The sequence below is a fragment of the Streptomyces gelaticus genome (assembly GCF_014649535.1).
GTDB classification, from domain to species: Bacteria; Actinomycetota; Actinomycetes; order Streptomycetales; family Streptomycetaceae; genus Streptomyces; species Streptomyces gelaticus.
The window spans coordinates 38,967-54,719 of record NZ_BMTF01000012.1; the positions used below are offsets into that span (position 1 = coordinate 38,967).

15 protein-coding genes are annotated in these 15,753 nt (G+C 68.9%); 10 read left to right on the forward strand and 5 right to left on the reverse strand.

Annotated elements, in window-relative coordinates; translation table 11 throughout:
• Positions 1-169 precede the first annotated feature (169 nt).
• Entirely contained in the window at positions 170-847 is a 678-nt protein-coding gene (locus IE107_RS18560) for a helix-turn-helix domain-containing protein (RefSeq protein WP_189544920.1), read from the reverse strand.
• Between the two features lie 285 nt (positions 848-1,132).
• Between IE107_RS18560 and IE107_RS18565 the strand changes: the two genes are divergently transcribed.
• Entirely contained in the window at positions 1,133-2,578 is a 1,446-nt protein-coding gene (locus IE107_RS18565; RefSeq protein WP_189544921.1) for an NCS2 family permease, read from the forward strand.
• A gap of 170 nt (positions 2,579-2,748) precedes the next feature.
• On the opposite strand, the gene IE107_RS18570 is transcribed toward IE107_RS18565, so the two are convergent.
• Positions 2,749-3,546, reverse strand: coding sequence for an inositol monophosphatase family protein (locus IE107_RS18570; protein ID WP_189544922.1), 798 nt, complete (start codon positions 3,544-3,546; stop codon positions 2,749-2,751).
• Positions 3,547-3,816: 270 nt separating this feature from the next.
• Here IE107_RS18570 and IE107_RS18575 point away from each other — a divergent pair, with 270 nt between their 5' ends.
• Positions 3,817-4,089 (forward strand): DUF6225 family protein, encoded by a 273-nt coding sequence (locus IE107_RS18575; protein ID WP_189544923.1) that lies wholly within the window; start codon positions 3,817-3,819, stop codon positions 4,087-4,089.
• Positions 4,090-4,173: 84 nt separating this feature from the next.
• Here IE107_RS18575 and IE107_RS18580 read toward each other — a convergent pair whose 3' ends face one another.
• From IE107_RS18580 to IE107_RS18590, 3 genes are all read right to left on the reverse strand, one after another.
• Positions 4,174-5,316 carry a catalase family protein gene (locus tag IE107_RS18580; RefSeq protein WP_189544924.1) on the reverse strand — a complete coding sequence of 381 codons (1,143 nt, stop codon included), beginning with the start codon at positions 5,314-5,316 and terminating at the stop codon, positions 4,174-4,176.
• 62 nt (positions 5,317-5,378) lie between these two features.
• Positions 5,379-6,728, reverse strand: coding sequence for a Dyp-type peroxidase (locus IE107_RS18585; protein ID WP_189544925.1), 1,350 nt, complete (start codon positions 6,726-6,728; stop codon positions 5,379-5,381).
• 113 nt (positions 6,729-6,841) lie between these two features.
• Positions 6,842-7,501 carry a hypothetical protein gene (locus IE107_RS18590; protein WP_189544926.1) on the reverse strand — a complete coding sequence of 220 codons (660 nt, stop codon included), beginning with the start codon at positions 7,499-7,501 and terminating at the stop codon, positions 6,842-6,844.
• A gap of 508 nt (positions 7,502-8,009) precedes the next feature.
• On the opposite strand from IE107_RS18590, the gene IE107_RS18595 reads away from it, so the two are divergent.
• The 8 genes from IE107_RS18595 (at position 8,010) to IE107_RS18625 (ending at position 15,660) form a co-directional block, all read left to right on the forward strand.
• Positions 8,010-8,687 (forward strand): GAP family protein, encoded by a 678-nt coding sequence (locus IE107_RS18595; protein ID WP_189544927.1) that lies wholly within the window; start codon positions 8,010-8,012, stop codon positions 8,685-8,687.
• 301 nt (positions 8,688-8,988) lie between these two features.
• Complete coding sequence (locus IE107_RS18600; RefSeq protein WP_189544928.1) at positions 8,989-9,549, forward strand: hypothetical protein; 561 nt, start codon at positions 8,989-8,991, stop codon at positions 9,547-9,549.
• Positions 9,550-9,829: 280 nt separating this feature from the next.
• Positions 9,830-11,353: a S8 family serine peptidase gene (locus IE107_RS18605; protein ID WP_189544929.1), complete on the forward strand. Its 1,524-nt coding sequence runs from the start codon at positions 9,830-9,832 to the stop codon at positions 11,351-11,353.
• Between the two features lie 209 nt (positions 11,354-11,562).
• Positions 11,563-11,649 carry a peptidoglycan-binding domain-containing protein gene (locus tag IE107_RS36150; protein ID WP_373302465.1) on the forward strand — a complete coding sequence of 29 codons (87 nt, stop codon included), beginning with the start codon at positions 11,563-11,565 and terminating at the stop codon, positions 11,647-11,649.
• A 61-nt stretch (positions 11,650-11,710) separates the two neighbouring features.
• Positions 11,711-12,667 (forward strand): GlxA family transcriptional regulator, encoded by a 957-nt coding sequence (locus tag IE107_RS18610; protein WP_189544930.1) that lies wholly within the window; start codon positions 11,711-11,713, stop codon positions 12,665-12,667.
• Positions 12,668-12,821: 154 nt separating this feature from the next.
• A complete protein-coding gene (gene gap, locus IE107_RS18615) occupies positions 12,822-13,820 on the forward strand; it encodes a type I glyceraldehyde-3-phosphate dehydrogenase (RefSeq protein WP_189544931.1) in 999 nt (332 codons plus the stop codon).
• Positions 13,821-14,302: 482 nt separating this feature from the next.
• The gene (locus tag IE107_RS18620; protein WP_189544932.1) at positions 14,303-14,860 is read left to right on the forward strand and encodes a cysteine hydrolase family protein; all 558 of its coding nucleotides are present in this window, start codon (positions 14,303-14,305) and stop codon (positions 14,858-14,860) included.
• A gap of 215 nt (positions 14,861-15,075) precedes the next feature.
• Positions 15,076-15,660 carry a GNAT family N-acetyltransferase gene (locus IE107_RS18625; protein WP_189544933.1) on the forward strand — a complete coding sequence of 195 codons (585 nt, stop codon included), beginning with the start codon at positions 15,076-15,078 and terminating at the stop codon, positions 15,658-15,660.
• Positions 15,661-15,753: the final 93 nt, after the last annotated feature.

Consider the following 15,753-nt stretch of genomic DNA (forward strand, 5'->3'; position numbering starts at 1 on the left):
TTTCGGCCCAGCGTGCTCAGATCGCGCCGACGTGTGCGCGAGGGTGGAACAACACCGTCGTAGTGCGCAGCGTCGGCAACACCGCTTCCATACAGGGCCATTGGGGGTCCGCCAGATCTCCACGAACCATCCCCGGATTCACGGCCTGGACCAACCTCTCACAGAAGATCTACGATTCCGGGAGCAGGGACCAGAAGCGATTGACGATGTCGTCGATATAGCGCCGCCCGTCCTCGCCGGATGCGCCGGTGCCGCCGGCCCGGCTGAGAGTGGCGGCCATGAGGTCCTGGTACTCCTGATGCATGGTGCGCAGGGGGTCCTGCAGGGCGCGGCGGTCCGTGGAGATGAGGCGGGCAATGGCACGGATATGGGCTTGCCAGCGGGTGGAGACGGCCTCGGTGAGGAGTCGGGTGAGTTCTTCCTCCAGGCCGGTGATGGCGATGAAGTCGCGCGGGGGAAGACCGAGGAACTCGCCGAGTTTGGCGGAATGCCGTTTGTCACCGGCCCATCGGCCGGTTTCTTCCATCTGGCGGTAGGCGTCGAGGGTGAGGCCGGTGGCGCGGGCGACGTCCTCAGCGGCGAGCCCACGGGCCAGGCGGTGTTCGCGCAAGGTGTGGGGGGTGCCCATGAGTTCGCTGGGGGTGCACCACAGGGCTGCGGCCAGGGCGGCGACCTCGCCGTGGGCGGGCAGGGCGGTGCCGCGTTCCCATGCGGTGATGTGGTCGGGAGTGATGTGGGTCATGCCGTACGAGGCGCGCATGCCGTAAGCGACATGGCCCGGAGCCATCCCGAGTTTCTCGCGCAGGATGCGGGCGGCGCGCCTGTTGAAAGGTAGCGGAGGGTGCACGGGCCGAGAGTAAAGAGTTACCCGGGTCAATTCCAGAGGGCACTTTCATCTTATTCCCGTTTTGGTGGGATAGGTCACCAGCATTTCGGCAGGAACTCGCACGGGCGGTGTGTGTGAGTCAACTGGAGAAAGCTGCAAAGAGGTTGTGGCGGAATAGTCGCCACGTATGATCCGCTCGCAAGACGCCGCACGTGTGTTCGCACCGCCGACTGTCACGGGCTCACGGCGGCACCGCCATGCCTTTTTCCCCTTTCCCTCTTCCCCGCAGGTCCAGGAGACGCAGTCATGCAAACCAGCACGACAGGCCCGGCGTACGAGCCGACAACCGGATCGGGCGGACCGCTCGACCGGTTCTTCCGCATCAGTGAACGCGGCTCGACCTACGGTCGTGAGATACGTGGCGGGTTCGCCACATTCTTCACCATGGCGTACATCCTCGTGCTCAACCCGATCATCCTCGGCAGCACCGAGGACAAGTTCGGCGAGCAGCTGGATGCCACCCAACTGGCCACCGCGACAACCCTTGTGGCCGCCGTGATGACCGTGATCATGGGTGTGGCCGGCAATCTGCCGCTCGCCCTGGCCGCGGGCCTGGGTCTCAACGCCGTCGTCGCCTTCCAGATCGCTCCCCTGATGAGCTGGGACGACGCGATGGGCCTCATCGTGCTCGAAGGTCTGCTGATCTGCGTCCTGGTGATGACCGGTCTGCGCGAGGCCGTCATGCACGCCATTCCGCAGCCCCTCAAGCAGGCCATCAGTGTCGGCATCGGCCTGTTCATCGCCTTCATCGGCTTCGTGGACTCCGGGTTCGTCACCCGCGTCCCGGACGCCGCGAACACCACCGTGCCCGTTCAGCTCGGCACGGGCACCCTCACCGGCTGGCCCACGCTCGTCTTCTGCATCGGTGTGCTGGTGACGATCGTCCTCCTGGCCCGCAAGGTGAAGGGCGCCATCCTCATCAGCATCGTCCTGATGACCGTCCTCGCCGTCATCATCAACGCGATCGCCGACGTCAAGACCTGGGGCCTGACCGAGCCCTCGCTGCCCGACAAGCCCATCGCGGCCCCCGACTTCGGACTCCTGGGCAACTTCGACCTGTTCGGCTCGTTCAGCCAGATCAGCGTGCTGACCGTCATCCTGCTCATCTTCACCCTCATCCTGTCCGACTTCTTCGACACGATGGGCACCATCGTCGGCGTCACCGCCGAAGCGGGGCTCCTCGACGAGCGCGGCCAGGTCCCCGGCCTGGGCCGCGTCCTGCTCATCGACGGCGCAGCCGCCGTCGCGGGCGGCGCCGCCTCCGCCTCGTCCGCCACCACCTACATCGAGTCCGCCGCCGGTGTCGGCGAAGGGGCGCGCACCGGTTTCGCCAATCTCATCACCGGTGGCCTGTTCGCCCTCGCCCTCTTCTTCACCCCCGTTCTGACCATCGTGCCCCTCCAGGCCGCGTCCCCCGCCCTCGTCGCGGTCGGGTTCCTGATGATGACCCAGGTCAAGCACATCGACTGGGACCGGTACGAACTCGCCGTCCCCGCGTTCCTGACCATCGCCGTCATGCCGCTCACCTACTCCATCACCAACGGCATCGGCGCCGGCTTCGTCTCGTACGTGGTCATCAAGGCGTGCCTGGGCAAGGCCCGCGAGGTCCACTGGCTGCTCTGGGGCACCGCGGCGCTCTTCCTCGTCTACTTCGGCATCGACCCGCTGGAGCAGCTGCTTGACATCAAGTAGCCGCACGGACACCCGCCAACGGGCCGGCTCCGACCACCCTGTCGGACCGGCCCGGTCGGCTTCCCGGGGCCGATCACGTGCCCCCGAGCCCCTGGGCCCGGCTGCTGGGCACGATGTGGCGTGCGCTGCTTGTCGCCGTCTTCTCCGCGCGAGCACCCTCTGGTGTCAGGTCAGCTTCGATTGCGGATCATCGACATCAGCAGCTCGTGGGTTTCGGCGTCGGCGGCCACAACGAGTCCGCGGCCTGCCTGCCCGAGCGGAGCTCCGTCGATTCCGGTGACTACGCAGCCGGTGGCCCGGCACAGAGCGATGCCTGCGGCGAAATGCACGCTGCCGCGGAAATCCCCGCCATCGGTGACATACGCTGCACGCTTGCCCGCAGCGACCCAGGCCAACGCCAGCGTCGTGGATACGACCCGCGGCCGGAACCGCTCGATGAACCCGGGGTGGGCCAGCAGATCCACCGCCCGGAAGCCGGGCGCGTTCGGGAACGGCGGGTCCAGGTTGACATCCACCAGTTGGGTGGCGGGCGTGGGAGACAGCCGGACGTCAGCACCGTCGTGCCGCATCCACGCGGTCTCACCGTCAGTGAAGAAGACCTCGCCACTGAACGGGTCGGCCACCGCCGCCGCCCCGTCATACAGCGCCACGTTGACAGCCACCAGCATGTTGCCGACGGCGTAGTTCAGCGTGCCGCACAAGGGATCGACCAACCACCGGCGCGCAGCGCCGGCGGCCCCCTGCTCCCCGCTCTCCTCACCGAGCACCGCATCCTCGGGCCGAGCGGCACGGATGACGCCGAGAATCGTCTTCTCGGCCTCGACATCGGCGGCGGTGGCGAAGTCCCCGGCTCCCTTGTGGATGCGAGTGAGGTTCCGGCCGTACATCGTGCGCACCACGTGTGCGCCGGCCTGTGCTGCCGCTATCGCCACCCCGGCATCGTCAAGGCCCGCGTATGAGTTCGTCACGCCGTGCATGATATCGGCGGCGACTTCCACCGATCGGACAGGCATGGACCCACGTGCGCCCACGAAAGGTGACTGATTTTCCGGGAGTTGGGGGCTGCGTTGGTGAGCCGGGCGACGAACGCGAAGTCGTTCCCGCCGCCAGCGGTGTGATGGAAGGACGGGACGGCGGTGCAGGTCGCCGACGGTGCGATGTGCTCCGGATCAGTGCTCCGGCCCGGGGCGCAGCCGTGTCTCGGCCATCAATGCGGTCCGGTCCGGCACTCTGTGCCCATGACCGATGTCTTCGAGCACACCCCGCAGGTCTGGAATGCCGCGCAGCTTCGCGACGCGCTGAAGGACCTGCCCGATGATGCGCCCATCCATATCGGCGTGGCGGACGACCCCGGGGACTTCGAGGGATACCGGGACTTCGTCCTCGTGGGCGCACATCAGGTGGAGAACTGGTGGCCGGCCACCTCCACGGCGCCGGAACGCATCGAAACGGCGGAGGCGCTGACGCTGTTCGCCGACTGGGAGGCCGGCGCGTACGACCGGCTGGACTGAGCCGGCACCCGCCGAGCCACGGTGCCCGGCCCGTGCTCGACCTGTACGGCAAGAACCTCTGTGCCGAACGCGCCTTCGAGGCCGTCACTGTGCGGAGTTGCCGCGGTGACCGGCGACCTCGTCGGCGCTGCGGGGCTCTGTGCGCGGCTGCTGGTTGAGCTTGTGGCGAGCGATGGAGGAGTGCCGGTAGACCTCCTTGCGGGCCCGCATGATGTTGCCCAGAGGCGCGTGCTCGGCGGTGACCCGCCATGGGGTGAAGGACAGTGAGTCCATCTTCTCCAGGTTTTCCGGGCCGGAGATGTCCTGCTGTGGCAGCCGTAGCCTGGCCACGGTGACAAACGGCGAGAGCTGCTCCGGCCACTCCACCGTGGTGTCCTCCACGGGCATGCGCTCCAGGTCGGTGCAGAGCTGGACCTGGATGTCAAAGGCATAGGGGCGCTCCTGCAGCTCGGCCTGCAGGGCCGGCCGGAAGACCTCCTGCGCGGAGGTCGGGTCGATGGCGCGCCGGACCACCGCGGCGGCGAAATGCGGGGCCGGGGCGATGCGCACCTTTGCGATGTAGTCCCCGTGTCTGACCGCGCCCATCGTCCAGTAGCTCGACAGCAGTACGTTGACCGGTGGGATCTTGGACAGGCGCACAAAGGCCAGGAACTCGTCCCATGCCCAGTTGTCCTGGGCCAGGGTGCCCTTCCCGGTCACGAAATCGGCAAAAAAACGATGTGCGCCGGACCGGCCTTGGGAGAAGTAGGCCGGCGCGTTCAAGAACAGTTCCTGGATGAACAGGTAGTGCTCAACCGTGTTGCAGAAGAAGATCGGTGCGTTGATGTTCGCGTAGTCGAATGTGCCAGTGTCCGGTTCGTCTTCCAGCAGGGTCGGCCCGGCAATGCCGAAGATCTTCAGCGCCAGTCCGGTGGCGGTGCCCAGTCGCGCGTCGGCTCCGGCGTGAGGCGAGCCGTTGGAGAACCGGATGAGCGCGTCGTGGGTTCCCGGAGTCGCGTAGATGCCTTGGGCGTACTCGGGAGGCAGCCCGTCCAGGATCTCCACTTCCCCCCGGACCAGCCCGTAGCCCTTGGCATGGGCGTCGCGGAGGGCCCGGCCGGTGCCACCGGCCTCGACCGACTCGGCGATGTACGACTCGGTCTTTTTGATCACCGTTTGCAGGTTCTGGTCGAAGTGCGGGTCGTCGTCTTCGACGTCCGGCGTGTAGGGGACGAACTGTGCTGCCATGACTTCGACCTCTTCTCTGAGATCGTGGTGGGGATGGGGCCTCACGGGGCAGGAAACTGCCCTCAGTCCTCCAGTTCGGCGAGCCAGTGCAGGGCACGCAGACCCGGCAGGAAGCAGTACTCGCCGCCACGGGTGACCACGAAGCTGGGCAGGTTCCGCAGACGGCGCCGGACCGGCTTCTCCGGGATGGTCACGCTGCCGGTTCCGCCGTGATGCCCGGCCACCGCGTCCTTCTCGCCGGGGTAACCGATGAAGTTGCCGTCGTTGACCCACTCGGCCTTGATGAATTCGAACTGTCGCTCCAGATGGGCGCCGATGAAAGCTCCTACCAGGCCGCGGTCGGCCCCGTCGTCCTCCAGTACCCCCTCGGGCAACGGCGGGCCGTAGGTCGTGCCGCGGCGGATGAGACGGTGCATCCGTGCGTCGCCGATGATGGTGGAGTCGCGGGGATTGGTGCGCCGGATGTGCGCACCGGCGGGGCACCGGAACCCTCGGTCGTCGTTCTCCCGGTACAGGAAGTTGTTGACGCGGTGCGGATCAGCCGCCAGCTCCGGGTCGTCGTGCTCCGGAGACAGCGTCAGTGGCGCCCCGCTGGGCCAGCGCCCGACCATCTTCGCCGCCAGCAGTGCCTCCTCCTCGGCACTGGCGCTGTTCGCCCGCAGGTACCGGCGCCAGGCGGCCACGTTGGTGTGGACTTTGCGCACCGCCACGTAGGTCCCGTTGCGGCCCAGGACGTCGGGGACGGGCATGGGTGGCAGGTTCCCTGTTTCATCGGGGTAGCCGAGGATGAACTCACCGGCCTTGATGGGCACTTCCTGCGGGTTGGAGCCGGGCAGCCCGACGCCCTCGATGTTCGGATGACTGATGCCGTCACGGAAGCCGAAGGTGGTGCGCCCGGTCGGAAGCTGGCGGACGTCCTGCTGCCAGATCACCTGGACACCGGGCGTGTCCTGGTAGGCGACGCGAGCCCGCTCCAGCTCCTGGTCGAGCTGCGCTGCATCGGAGGACAGGGCGCTCAGCGCGATGTGGACATCCCCGGTGCCGAACGGCGCCTCCCAGTGGTCCGGTGCGCTCTCGCCCACGTCGCCGATCAGCTCTGCCCGAGCGGCCATGCCCTCACGAAACGCCTGCGGAAAGCTGTCCAGCGACTCCTGTGGCACCCCCAGGGCCTTCAGCCCCTGATAGGTGAACGCCACAGCCACCCAGGCGTCCTGGCTCCGGTCCGTGCCGGGCAGGCCACCCGAGGTCACCGGGAGCAACCGCCGCAGCAGGGCACGGCCGGCGCGGCGGTCGTCGACGCGCAGGAAGATGAACCGTCCCTCGTACGGGACGGGCCTCGGGCGCAGTGCCCCGCTCTGGACGTCGTCGATGTCGACGCGTACGCCGGCACTGCTGTTGTCCGCCGTGTTCATGATCGCTGGTGTCTCCACATCGGTCTCTGCCGGGGCGTCCCCGCAGGCACTCGTGCGCGCAGGCCGAAGCGGCCTGCCGAGGTCGGATCGGCGATGAGGGTCGGTTGTGTTTCTCAGGCCGCGGCTTCCTCCATCAGCTTCTGGAAGGCGGGCGTTGCCACCAATTCCGCGTTGGCCGGGTTCTCCAGCGCCGTTCGGAACTCGGGCGTGTCCAGCACCTCCTGGAACGCCTCGTCCACGCGCTGGTCCTTGTAGATCTGCTGAACGGTCAATTCGGGGTAGGCGCTGACGAAGACCCCTGCGGGCGCCTGGTGGGCGAGGAACCAGTCCTTGACCCCTGGATCTTTGATGCCGGGGAACCCTTCGCTGTGCGAGAAGACCTTGTCGAAGCGCTCCCCGACCACCGTCTTGGCGAAGTCGTCGATGTAGGTGTCCCAGGAGCCGTCGAAGACGCTGGCGAACATGAACCGGGTGTCGTCGTCGAAAATGACGTGCCGTGCGTCGTGCAGAGTGCCGATCTGTCGCAGCGCCGCATGGACGTTCTCGTCATTCGCCGCATCGCCGAGCCAGGTGAGATCCCTGCGCAATGCATCGGCCTCGCCTGCCTTGATCTCGGTGAAAACGGTGAACTCGTTGGAGACCCCGTCCGTCCTGCCCGGGTGCTCAGGATGAGCCGGTTGGGTTGCACCTGTCGCAGTCATCGCGAAGCTCTCCTGCCACGGATCGGTGCGAGGGGTGCCAAGCGCCCGGACATGGGGCGCCGTCGCCCTCACGCTTTCATCCTGACCACACACCCGCTGTCTCGCATCCCCGGCTCGGGGTGATGTGGTCACCCGAGGGTCGGATTGTCGACAGCACCGCGGCAACCAGCAGGCCGAAGCCCTCGCGCTCCCAGAACCTCCCGAGGACAGATGCGCAGGGGCGCAGGACCATGGAAGGGGGACGTGCCGGATTGGTCTCGTCGCATTGTCGGGCAACTGTTTCCGCGTGGTCGAAGGGCGGCCACGTGTCCCCCGGCGCCCTGGCTGAGTCGGCTTGAGCGGCGAAGCGCTCAGCGGTCCGGAGCATCGGGCCCGAGTTGCGGACGGTACTGACTGCCGAGGTCGTCACCTCTCCGGAAGCGGACCTTCCGGAGAGGTGACGACCCAGTTCCGGGGCCCTTGCCATACGCCCCGAACGCGTCCACGACAGTCCCATGGCTGCGCATGCGGGCAGCCGGAGCATGCACTCCTACCCGGCCTTGCCCGCCTCGATCACCCCTGACCCCAGCTGGAGGCAATCATGGGCACAGTTCTCGGTGACGTACTGGGTTTTGCGGCAGGCGTCGCGATCAGTCCGCTCCCGATCATCGCGATCATCCTTGTCCTCGCCACACCGCGGGGAGGTCTCAACGGACTGCTCTTCACGGTCGGCTGGATCCTGGGACTGTCGGCACTGGGCGCGGTGATGCTGGCGATCGACTCCCCCGCAGGCGCCTCCACCCACAATCACCCGGCCACCTGGGTAGGGGCTCTCAAGCTCGCTCTGGGCGTGCTCCTCGTCCTCTTCGGCGCCCGGCAGTGGCACCGGCGCCCCAAGGATCCCTCGCAAGCTCAGCTGCCGAAGTGGATGGGCGTGATCGACCGCCTCACGCCGATCAAGGTCCTCGGGCTCGGAACGGCCCTGGCCGCGCTCAACGCCAAGAACGCCCCGCTGACCATCGCCGCGGGCGCCACGATCGGCTCAGCAGGGCTGCCGGTCGGGCAGGAGATCGCGTCGCTGGCAATCTTCGTCCTGATCGCCACCCTCGGCCTGCTGGCCCCCCTGGGGGTCTTCCTGCTCGGAGGAAAGCGAGCGGAAACGACTCTCGGAAGCTGGAAGGACTGGGCAGCCCAGCACAACGTCGCCGTGATGGCAGTCCTGTTCTTCGTTCTCGGGCTGAAGCTGCTCGGAGACGGCATCTCCGTCCTCACCTCCTGAAGGCGCCCGACCAGGCGCGGCAAGGCAGTCCGATCGCAGACGTGCGAGAACGCACGGCACTGGGGCTTCGACCACTCGGAAGCCCTCGGCCTCCAGGCTTCCTCAAGGGGGACACCGTGGTCGACGCCGATACCAAAAGCGGCCTCGGCCGTGCGGCCGTCGTACTGCGGGAACCAGCTGCCCGACACGGCACGGCACCGGTCGTCCTGGACCACGTCCTGGCCGTCGCGATCCGTGTCACAAGGGCCCCGAAAGCGTGGCTGAACGGTGACATCGAGGCTCCAGGATTGTGGCTGTGGACATGACGAGCCGGTTCCAGACCGTGCGACTGGGCTTCCTGTGGCGTTTCTCGGGCGTAGGGCCCGGCTGCCTCCTGGGCCTTCTGGTTGCTGTTGCCCTCGGCGCGAACGGCACAGCGGCTCGGCTGGGCGTCGGCCCCAGCCTGCTGATCGTCGCCGCGGTCGTCGCCGTCGTGGCTCTGCCCGCGCCCGTCAGCTTCTGGGTGCGTGCCGACAGCGAGGGCCTCACCCTCTCCAGGGCACTGCTGCGCCGTCGCTACCGCTGGCACGACATCGCGGGCCTGGACATGACCTTCGGCGAGGACCCCGATTCGGACGCAGCTCGCCTCACGATGCGTCTGCGCCTGACCACGACCCCCGCTACCGGCCGCGGACCGCTCGTCGGCGTCCTCGGCCTCGCCCCCGGCCATCACCTGCGGGGCACCGAGCCGCGCCGGCTCGCAGACCTGTTCATCCTCCTGGCCGCCCATGGCGTCCCCCTCGCCGACCCGGGCTTCGCCGACCGCCTCCTGGCCGCCCACGGCCTCCCCCCGATTGCTCCCGGTCCGGACCCGACCGACTGACCCGTTCCCCCGAGACCACCGGTCTCCATCTCTCCGACCGGTGGCCCCCGGCGACCCGTGCGCGTCGACGCGACACTGCACCCGGGGAGCCGGTGCGCTCCGGGTCGGCGGTGCCGGCGACGGGGTCGTGGACCGGACCCGCGCGGGCGGCAAGCGCGTGAAAGGGTTCTCGGATTCGGCATCGTCAACACCCTGCGGGCGGTCAAGTAACCCCGCCGGTCAACTTGTTGGGCTCCGCACGCGTCATGCCACCCGAACCGCGAACCAACAGGAGCCCTCCATGACAGCGCCACGCACGCGCTCCCGTCGCCTCGCCGTCCTTCCGCTGGGGATGGCCTTGGCGACCACCCTTGCCTTCCTGCCCGACGTCACGGCGTCGGCGGCCGAGACGGCCCCGACGGTCACGGCCGCCGATGCGACCTCCCTCAGCTACATCGTCAACGTAGCTGCCGGACAAGGCCCGTCCACTGCGGTGAAGAGGGCCGTCACCGCAGCGGGCGGCACCATCGTGATCTCGTACGACCGGATCGGCGTGATCGTCGTCCACTCCTCGAACCCCGGCTTCGCCCGGACCATCCGCAGGGTTCAGGGCGTGCAGTCGGCCGGTGTCACCCGCAACGCGCCCCTTGCCGCACAGCCGAGGGCCGAGATCGGCACGACGAAGGTGCTCGGCACCAAGGCGGTCACCGGCGTTCGGGCGGCCGACGGCCGGGACCCACTGGAGTCGTCGCAGTGGGACTTGCCCGCCATCAAGGCGGACAAGGCGCACGAGAAGACGCTCGGCAGCCGCGGCGTCACGGTCGCCGTCATCGACACCGGCGTGGACGACGGGCATCCCGACCTCGCCCCGAACTTCAACCGCGAGGCCTCCGTCAACTGCATGTCGGGCAAGCCGGACACCACGTACGGGGCGTGGCGGCCGGGCGTGTCGCCGGGGAGCGCCCACGGCACGCATGTCGCGGGTGTGATCGCGGCAGCCAGGAACGGCATCGGCATGACCGGCGTCGCCCCCGGCGTCCAGGTCGCCGGCATCAAGGTGTCCACCCCCGAGGACTACATCTACGCGGAGGCCGTGGTCTGCGGCTTCGTCTGGGCGGCCGAGCACGACGTGGACGTCACCAACAACAGCTATTACACCGACCCCTGGAAGTTCAACTGCCTCGACGACCCGGACCAGAGGGCGCTCGTCGACGCCGTCACCCGGGCCTCGCAGTACGCGGAGCGCAAGGGCACGGTCAACGTCGCGGCGGCGGGCAACGAGCGCCACGACCTGGACGCGGACTCCATCACCGACCCTGCTTCCCCGGACGACGGCACGCCGGGCGACCGCGTGATCGACCCGCACAAGTGCTTGGACATACCGACCCAGCTGCCCGGTGTCGTGACCGTGGCCGCGACCGGTGCGAAAGGCATCAAGTCGTCGTTCTCCACCTACGGGCTGAACGTCGTGGACGTCGCCGCTCCCGGAGGCGACGACCCCCTCTACCAGCCCCCTGCCGCGCCCGCCACCAATGGTCGGATCCTCGGCACGATGCCCGGCGGCGAGTGGGCTTTCAAGATGGGCACGTCGATGGCTTCCCCGCACGTCGCGGGGGTCGCCGCCCTCATCAAGTCGACGCACCCGCACGCCACTGCCGGCCAGGTGAAGGCCCTGCTGTACTCCGAGGCCGACGCCACACCGTGCACGAACCCGTACGACATCGACTCCGACGGCAGGATCGACGCCGTGTGCAAGGGGCCGAAGAACCACAACGGGTTCTACGGGCGAGGGCTCGTGAACGCGTTGAACGCTGTGACGAAGTAGGAGGCTTCCGCGCGCAAGAGGCCCGACCTTCGGTCTGTTGTTCAGGTCGGCATCTTCGTGAGGCCCGTCCCGGGCGGGCCTGCGATCGCGTTGAGGACCGTTCGGTCATCCGGACGCTTCCGCCGAGTGCGCCGTGCCGCGCTCCAGCTCCTGCTTACCGCCCGCGGGTACGCGTCGACGCCGGATTCGGCCCCGCGACCGCCGCACGAGTGACCTCCTCCCAACGCGACCGCTCCCTCGCCGGCGACGGCATCGTCGGCCCGGACACCTGGTCGGCCCTCGTCGATATCACGTGATCACCAGGAGGCCGGCCGCCCCCGCCCGTACCGGGGTCGCACCCCACGTAACCTCTTTCCCATGCCCGCCTCCCCCTTGCATCGCGTCGCCGTCCTTGTACTGGAAGGTGCGAAGCCGCTCGATGTCGGCATTCCGGCGCAGGTTTTCACGACTCGGGTGAGCATGCCGTACGAGGTACGGGTGTGCGGATCGACCCCCGGTCTCGTGACCGGCGGCGACGGCCTGTCGTACTCCGTCGCCCATGGCCTCGACGCGCTTGCCTGGGCCGACATCGTCTTCGTCCCCGGCTACCGGCACCCGGACCGCGAAGATCCGCCGCAGCCCGTCGTCGACGCGCTGATCGCCGCCCACGCACGCGGCGCACGGCTCGCCGCCATCTCGACGGGTGCCTTCGCGCTCGCCGCCACGGGACTGCTCGACGGCAGGCGCGCCACGACGCACTGGCACTACACACGAGCACTCATGGCCAGGCATCCGCTCATCCAGGTCGACGAGAATGTCCTGTTCGTCGACGAGGGCAGCGTGCTCACCTCGGCCGGCGCCGCCTCCGGCATCGACCTGTGCCTGCACATCCTGCGCGGCGAGCTGGGAGTGGCCGCGTCCAACCACGCGGCCCGACGTCTCGTCGCGGCTCCCTACCGCAGCGGCGGCCAGGCCCAGTACGTGCCGCGCAGCGTGCCGGAGCCGCTCGGCGAGCGCTTCGGCGCCACGCGCGAGTGGGCGCTGCACCGGCTCGGCGAGCCCCTCACCCTCGACATCCTGGCGCGGCAGGCCGGGGTCTCGCCGCGCACGTTCTCCCGGCGCTTCGTCGAGGAGACCGGCTACACGCCGATGCAGTGGGTGATGCGCGCACGCGTCGACAGGGCCCGCGAACTGCTTGAGCTGTCGCAGCGCAGCGTCGAACAGATCGCCGCCGATGTCGGGCTCGGCACCGGCGCGAACCTGCGCCTGCACTTCCAGCGCATCCTGGGCACCACCCCGAGCGAGTACCGGACCACCTTCACCAGGGGCGAGTAGCTGGCCCGGCACCGGGTGGCGGGCTCCTGGGTGACGGGATCGTTCGGGACCGTGGACGGCGGAATGGCGGGATCCTTTTGAACCATGGCGATCACGCCACTGTCAGCGGCGTGACCTGCGGGAGAGCCTGGTGGCGAACGGAAGGGACACCCACATGACTCGCATCGCCATCAACGGATTCGGCCGTATCGGACGCAATGTGCTGCGGGCGCTACTGGAGCGCGACAGCACCCTTGAGATCGTCGCCGTCAACGACCTCACCGAGCCCGCCACGCTCGCCCGGCTGCTCGCCTACGACAGCACGGCCGGTCGGCTCGGGCGTCCGGTGACCGTCGAGGGGGACGCCCTCGTCGTCGACGGCCGTCGGATCACGGTGCTGGCCGAGCGCGAGCCGACGCAGCTGCCGTGGGCCGAACTCGGCGTCGACATCGTCCTGGAAGCCACCGGCCGCTTCACCTCGGCCAAGGCCGCCCGTGCACACCTCGAAGCGGGCGCGAAGAAGGTCCTCGTCAGCGCGCCGTCGGACGGCGCGGACGTCACACTCGCGTTCGGCGTCAACACCGACGCCTACGACCCGGACCTGCACACGATCGTCTCGAACGCCTCCTGCACCACCAACGCGCTCGCGCCGCTGGCCGCGGTCCTCGACGAACTCGCCGGTATCGAGCACGGGTTCATGACGACGGTGCACGCCTACACGCAGGAGCAGAACCTGCAGGACGGCCCGCACCGCGACGCCCGTCGCGCCCGGGCCGCCGGCGTCAACATCGTGCCGACCACGACCGGCGCCGCCAAGGCGATCGGCGTGGTGCTGCCGAATCTCGACGGCAAGCTGTCGGGCGACTCGATCCGCGTACCGGTGCCGGTGGGCTCGATCGTCGAGCTCAACACGACCGTCGCTCGCGACGTGACGCGCGACGACGTGCTGGCGGCGTACCGCGCCGCGGCGCAGGGGCCGCTCGCCGGCATCCTCGAGTACTCGGACGACCCGCTCGTGTCCTCCGACATCACGGGCAATCCCGCCTCGTCGATCTTCGACTCGGCCCTCACCCGCGTCGACGGCCGCCACGTCAAGGTGGTCGCCTGGTACGACAACGAGTGGGGCTTCTCGAACCGTGTGATCGACACGCTCGAACTCCTCGCTCGCCGCTGACCGGGTGCCGAGGCGCGGTCCGGGGTGCCCTTCGCGCGTCACGGCGCTGAAAGGTCGGTTGTCCGGGCGGCTTGCCGTCTCGGCGGCAGAACGAGCTTCGAGGCCGCGCTCGCGACCTCGAGGCCCGTTCGGGGCGCGAGTGCTCCCCGGTCCTGGCGGCAGGACCTCAACAGGCGTGCCGGAGGTCGTGGTTGAGACCGACCATTCGATGGTCATGGTGAAGCCGAGGGCCCCTCGGACTCGCACCGGCCGGGCAGGCGGAGCATCCGGTACCGGTCGACGCCGAGCGGGAGCGCCCGCCCGGGAGCGGCGTCCCCGAGTGCGCGATCAGCAGTGCGCCGGACCATCTCGCCGTGGCAGACCGCCTGGCGAAACCCGTCCCCGGCGGGGCACACTGCCACGGTGCCGGCGTCCGTGCGCCACCCGAGCATGGAGAATCCGGCACGCTTCAGCGCCGAACCGCCATCGTTCCTGGAGACCGTATGAGCAGCGCCCTTCTCGTGATGGACGTCCAGCGAGCCGTCGTGGACATCGCCGACGACGGCTCCGGATACCTGCCGCGCCTGCGCAAGGCGATCGACGGTGCCCGGGCGGCAGACATTCCTGTCATCTACGTGGTCATCGCATTGCGCCCGGGCTTTCCGGAAGTCGGCCCGCGCAACAGGGCACTCACCGCCGTCGCGCGAGCCGGGCTCCATGTCGAGGGCGACCCCGGCACCGAAATCCACCCCGATATCGCGCCCCGGCCGGGCGAGGTGGTGGTCACCAAGAGACGGGCGAGCGCGTTCTCGGGCAGCGACCTCGACGTGGTGCTCAGGGCGCAAGGCATCGACAGCCTCGTCCTCACCGGCATCGCCACCAGCGCCGTGGTGCTGCACACCCTGTGCCAGGCCAACGACCTGGACTTCGGCCTCACCGTCCTCGCCGATGCCTGCCTGGACACCGACGCCGAGGTTCACCGGTTCCTCACCGAGAAACTGTTCCCCCAGTGGGCGGACGTCGTCACCGTCGACGACTGGCTCGATGCCACCACCCCGTAAGGAGGGACTGGTGTGCGGTGGCCCTCAGTTGGGGTGGCAGAGGCGTTGAAGGTACCGGCCACGCCGGCCTCCGAGGGCCACAAGCAGGCGAACCGGCAGACCACACCATCGGGCCGGCAGGCCCTGCGGCAGGCTGCCCACAAAGATCCGCCTCGCCTCTGCTGTCCGTGGTCGTCCCAGGCTCCTGCCCGGCGGGCTGCACTAGATTGCCCGCCATGACTGAACTCGGACCCGTCGCCTGGCCACCTGCCCCGATCAGGACCGAGCGGCTCGTACTCCGCGCGCCCGAGGCCCGGGACCGTGCGGCGTTCATCGAGCTGTTCGCCTCGCCGGAGGTGGGCACCTACATCGGTGACTCTCGACCGCGTGATGAGCTCGAACGCACGGTGCCCGAGGTGCCCGGGCGACGCCCCGGCCTCTTCGTGATCGATCTCGACGGAGCGGTGATCGGCATGGTCACGCTCGATCGGCGCGACACGGAGCGTCCGGGTCTCGTCCGTCCGGATGCCGGGGAAGCGGAAATCGGCTACCTGTTCCTGCCGGAGGCATGGGGATACGGGTACGCCGCCGAGGCCTGCGCAGCGGCACTCGACTGGTTCGCCGACGCGCTTCCCGGCGAGCGGGTGGTGCTCTGCACCCAGACCGCCAACGACCGCTCGATGCGCCTCGCGGCGAAGCTGGGGTTCACCGAGCTGGAGCGGTTCGAGGAGTACGGCGCCGAGCAGTGGTTCGGCGTGCGGTCCTCGGTCACGCACACCGCTCATGGCGTTGCGCCTGCCCCGGGCGTGCGCAGGAGCTGACGGGGCGTCGACCGGATCAGCCGACCGCCCCGTCAATGAGACACGGTGGGTTGATCACGAGGAAGGCCCTGGCGGCAGCGCAGCGGTGCGGGG